This is a genomic window from Ohtaekwangia sp. (genome assembly GCF_036568665.1).
In the GTDB taxonomy this organism is placed as follows: Bacteria; Bacteroidota; Bacteroidia; order Cytophagales; family Cyclobacteriaceae; genus Ohtaekwangia.
In genome coordinates this window covers 1-5,407 of record NZ_DATCSD010000279.1, presented here as the reverse complement: position 1 = coordinate 5,407, position 5,407 = coordinate 1, and the positions used below count along the sequence as shown (strand labels likewise).

The 5,407-nt window shown below is 45.7% G+C and carries 4 protein-coding genes; 3 read left to right on the top strand and 1 reads right to left on the bottom strand.

Annotated features, from left to right (window positions below):
- A partial coding sequence (locus VIN08_RS15450) for a hypothetical protein (RefSeq protein WP_331966891.1) occupies nt 1-211 on the top strand: 211 nt, incomplete at its 5' end.
- Nucleotides 212-491: 280 nt separating this feature from the next.
- On the opposite strand, the gene VIN08_RS15445 is transcribed toward VIN08_RS15450, so the two are convergent.
- Nucleotides 492-2,594, bottom strand: coding sequence for an alpha-ketoacid dehydrogenase subunit alpha/beta (locus VIN08_RS15445; RefSeq protein WP_331966889.1), 2,103 nt, complete (start codon nt 2,592-2,594; stop codon nt 492-494).
- Nucleotides 2,595-3,050: 456 nt separating this feature from the next.
- On the opposite strand from VIN08_RS15445, the gene hemF reads away from it, so the two are divergent.
- Together hemF and VIN08_RS15435 are read left to right on the top strand one after the other, a co-directional pair.
- Nucleotides 3,051-3,956: an oxygen-dependent coproporphyrinogen oxidase gene (gene hemF / locus VIN08_RS15440; RefSeq protein WP_331966887.1), complete on the top strand. Its 906-nt coding sequence runs from the start codon at nt 3,051-3,053 to the stop codon at nt 3,954-3,956.
- A 21-nt stretch (nt 3,957-3,977) separates the two neighbouring features.
- The coding region (locus VIN08_RS15435) for a sensor histidine kinase (RefSeq protein ID WP_331966886.1) at nt 3,978-5,407 on the top strand (1,430 nt) is incomplete at its 3' end.

Here is a 5,407-nt window from a genome sequence, read left to right as displayed (position 1 = left end):
TCTGCGCTTCGACTTTACATTTCTTATACTTCGCTTCGATGTCGGCATGAAAGTAATTGACCCCGCCCGCGATGAAGGCGATCGCTTTGTATTGAACAAGATCCGTTTCTTCAAACCGTATGCTACCGAAGTAAAGAACGGAGAAACCACAACCTATACGAACTATAAAGAGCCGGTGATATATAATGTGGGGATAGGATTTCCATTCTAAAGCCGTTATTTGTTACAGGTTAATTGTTCTTCGTAAGCAGCAAATGCTTTCGAGGGTTCTGTCTTCCGGGCTTTTATATACTTTAGAAAAAGCTGCGAGCTTCTGGTTACGAGCTGCCAGAAGTTTGTGCCGGGAAGCGGTTGTGTTTACTTCAGCATTCGTTAATCGGTGTTCCTTGTTCGATATTTATCTCCCGCTGATCCCGATAGCTAACGCAGAAGAAATGCAAAAAAAATCTCCCACAGAATTCACAGATGAACACAAATGAATGCAACAGTTGCTAATAATTCAGCAGGCTTTCCACTATATCTTTTACTTTCTCCGCGTTGGGTAACATCATTTTCTCCAGCTCAACATTCAGAGGAACGGCCGGGAGGTTGGCAGCACCGAGAGTATATATAGGGGCATCAAGGTATTGGAAGCATTCTTTGGAAATTCTTCCGGCAAGAGATTCTGCAAAAGAATTGAGCAATGGTTCTTCGGTGAGTACCAGTGCACGTCCGTGTTTCTTTACAGAAGACGTGATCGTCTCCCAATCGATCGGGTTCAGTGTACGCAAGTCGATGATCTCCACACGCTCTTCAAAGGAACGTGACGCTTCTTTCGACCAATATATACCCATACCATACGTAATGATCACGCACGACTCTCCTGCCTCAATCTTTTCCTGCGAAGCAGTCTGTACGATCGCAGCTTTACCCAGTGGTATAATATAGTCTTCATCCGGTTCAATGGTTTTGGCTTCGGCTGTGCCGGGTACTTTCGACCAGTATAAACCTTTGTGCTCCAATAACACCACGGGGTTCGGATCGTAGAACGATGCTTTCAACAGTCCCTTCATATCAGCCGCGTTGGAAGGGTATACTATTTTTATACCACGGATCGTCAGCAGCGCAGACTCTACACTACCGGAGTGATACGGGCCTCCACCACCATACGCTCCGATCGGCACACGTATCAGCGACTGTATCGGAAATTTACCATGCGAGAGATAACAACTTTTCGAAAGCTCTTCCACCAGTTGATTTATACCGGGCCATATATAGTCTGCAAACTGTATCTCTACAATAGGCTTCGCTCCTGTTGCCGACATACCTGCGGTTGATCCGACTATATAAGCTTCCTGTATCGGTGTGTTGAATACCCGTGCATCGCCATACTTCTGTGCCAGGGTAGCAGCTTCGCGAAAAACTCCGCCCAGTCTTCTGCCTACATCCTGTCCGTAGAATAAAGCTTCAGGATGTTTCTTTAGTATTTCATCTACAGCATGCAAGGCTGCATCCACCATCACCACCTTCTCTCCCCCCTCGGGCGAGCGATTACCCGCCTCTGCAACGACCGGGGTAGGCGCAAATTCATGCGTATTAAAATCCGCTATATCCGGGTTTGCCGCCTGAAGCGCGCGCTGATAATCGGCAGCAACATGTGCAATAGCCTGTTGCTCTAAAGCTGTTAGCGACTCCGTTGTTTCTCCTTCTTCGAGCAGGTAATATCTCAGTTTGTCCAGCGGATCATTCTTCCGGTGTTCTTCCAGGTTCTCTCCCCTATACCATTCTCTGCGCACACCGGATGTATGATGTCCCAACAGCGGGCAACGCGCATGCACCAGTATAGGTCCTTTGCGTTCGCGTACATACGCAAATGCTTTTGCTATACCCTGGTACGAGTCCACAAAATCGGCACCATCCACCATCATACGTTCCAGGCCTTTGAAGCCTGCTGCATATTCATACGCATTCATGGCACGCATCTCATCGCCCGAAGCAGATATACCCCAGTCATTGTCCTGTACTAAATATATAATTGGCAACTTCTTCAGCACCGCCATCTGAAATGCTTCGGCTACTTCACCTTCGGTAACAGAACCATCACCGAGTGAGCATAACACCACGGGATGTTTAGTATCACCAGACTTTTGTAATGATTGTGATTCCAGGTATGCTATACCATGCGCCATTCCCGTGGCAGGTATAGCCTGCATACCGGTAGCAGAACTTTGATGCGGAATAACCGGAAAGCCCTCGCGTCTTAAAGAAGGATGCCCGTAGTACGTTCGTCCACCCGAGAAAGGATCATCGCGTTTGGCCATCAGTTGCAACATCAACTCATACGGTTGGAGTCCGATGCCGAGTAACATCGATTCATCACGATAATATAGTGAAGCATAATCGATCGCTGTTAAATGAAAACCGGCTGCAAGCTGTATCGCTTCATGGCCACGCGAAGTACTGTGCACATACTTGCCACAGATATCACGGTTCTCATCATATAGTTCAGCCATACGTTTGGCTGTACACATCAGTTGGTAAGCTTTTAAAAGAACAGCACGGTCAATAGCAGTCCGCGATTTCTTCTTGGCTCTTGTGGTCTCTTCAATCGCCATAAATAACATGTTGGTCTCGAGCGAAAGATAGTGAAATAGTTTATTGTTCTGTGTTCATTGTTTTAAGGAAATGGCATTTATACTTCATCATTCGTTGATCGATGTTCTTTGTTCGATATTCAAATTATTTCCCACAGAACGCACAGAATAACACAGAAATAAACAGTCATTTGTTTCCCGCTGATCTCGCGGATTTACGCAGAAGAAAAATACAAAGCAAAGGGTATCACACTTCATCATTCGTTGATCGGTGTTCTTTGTTCGATATTCAAATTATTTCCCACAGAATAACACTCTCCCGCTGATCTCGCAGATTTGCGCAGAAAGAAATACCAACAGAAAACAACTTCATCATTCGACATTCCTTGTTCGATATTCAATATTCACCAATTGTTGTCGATTAACGGTTAACCAATACGGCTAACCATTACCCGCCTTTTCTTAACTTTGCCGCCTATGGTAACAAAGGAATTGATCCGCGACTGGTTTATTGAACTTCAGGAGAGTATATGCAAGGCATTGGAAGAGGTGGATGGGAAAGGAAAATTTATCAGCGATCCGTGGGAACGCGAGGGCGGTGGTGGAGGTGTGAGTCGTGTGATCACCGAGGGTAACATCATTGAAAAAGGCGGAGTAAATTTCTCGGCAGTATGGGGCAAAACACCCGAGCCGGTATTGAAGACGATGAATCTTCCTGCGGGCGATCATCCTGATTTCTTCGCTACCGGTATATCTATTGTGCTGCATCCTATAAATCCGATGGTGCCTATCATTCACATGAACACGCGTTACTTCGAGATGAGCAATGGTGTATGGTGGTTTGGTGGCGGCATCGATCTTACTCCGCATTATGTGGCAGAAGATGATGCACGCTGGTTCCATCAGCAGTTAAAGAATGCCTGCGATAAACACGATGCTTCATATTATCCCAGCTTTAAGAAATGGGCGGATGATTATTTTTTTATTAAGCACCGGAATGAAACACGGGGCATAGGCGGTATATTTTTCGATTACCTGAAAGGCGAAAATGGTTTTACAAAAGAATCGCGATTCGATTTTGTAAAAGATGTAGGATCAGCGTTTGCCCCTATATATACTGCGTTCATGAAAAAGAACCATACGCTGCCCTATACCGAAAAAGAAAAGCAGTGGCAATATCTGCGCAGAGGACGTTATGTGGAGTTTAACCTGGTGTGGGATCGCGGCACAAAATTCGGTCTCGATACCGATGGCCGTACAGAGTCAATCCTGATGAGCCTCCCGCCACAGGCGCAATGGGTATATAATTACCAGCCACCCTCCGGATCGCCCGAACAAAAGACTTTGGCCCTTTTAAAAAAAGAAATCAATTGGGTACCATGAAAGAATTTATATTGCCGCACAATGATGATACGAGCGCTCACTACCGTTGGTGTAACTGAACAAATGCCCAGGCTACAGGCCAGGGCTGTCATTCTTTCCAACAGGATAGCCATTATTGCCATTGTACTCACGGCCTTGTTTCTCTCCTATAGTCTGCGAAGCAAATGGTCGTTTACGCACCAGATGGTGCTCGTAACATTTATAGCCCTCTGCACCACCCCCCTGCTTAACAGGATCGGGGCCATCTATGTGAGTCGCATTCTGCTCACCATCACTATACCACTCACCAGTCTTACCATTTTACTAATCAACCGCATTCAAATGCCCGAGTCGTTTGAATACCAGCGGTCGCCCGGTATATATAGTATATTGCTGGCAACGGCTATCATTCCGGCATTGATCTTTTCCAACCAGGAGCGCAAGCTCATGTATATAGGCATCGGTGCTAATTTTACAGCCTTTGCTCTGCTCGATATTATACTCCGCTTTTATAGCACACGGCACCAGGTACCCACTGTTACCCAGTATATGTCGGCTAACCTGGTGTTGTTCATCTCTTACTTCTTACTCATCGGCAGTGTATTATCGTTGAAGCGTGTCGCGGATATATTTGAACAGCGTAACAATCAGTTAATCGAAGATCTCAATGCTAAAAATGCTGCGCTCGAAAATACGAACCGCGAGTTGCATGAGCTGAACAAAAATATAGAGACACAAAACGAAGAGATCCAGGCGCAGAGTGAAGAGCTTCACCAGAGCCAGGAAAGTTTGATCATGGCCAACAACGAGATCGAACGACAACGCGGTGAGTTGGAGAGCCAGAATAAATTCCTGGAAAAAACACTGGACGAAAAAAACAGGGACCTGCTTCACACCAACCAGCAACTGGTGATGCAGAACAATGAACTGCAACAATTCTCGTATACCGTATCGCACAACATGCGGGGTCCGGTGGCCAGCATCATCGGACTCATGAACATTCACCGGCTGGCGAATAGTGCCGATGAGCAAAGCCATATACTGGAACTCATTGAGCAATCTGCCTATTCACTCGAAACGATCATCCGCGACCTGAATAAAATTGTAGACATCCGCAATGATCGCTTCACGGTATATGAAGACGTAAGTCTCCCGGAAGAAGTAAAACTGATCCGGCAATCCCTGAAGTCATTTACACAAGAGAATGTCGTGCGATTTGATTTGCACCTTGCGTACGACAAGATCATATCGATCAAAGCCTATATCAATAGCATACTCTATAATCTTATCAGTAATGGTATACAGTATCGATCACCAGATAGACCATTGGTGATTGGTGTATCGAGTAAATATGAGAATGGACATGCGGTGATAACGGTAACAGACAACGGCTTGGGGATTGACCTGGTAAGGTATAAAGATGATCTGTTCAAACTATACAAGCGCTTTCATACACATACACAAGGCAAAGG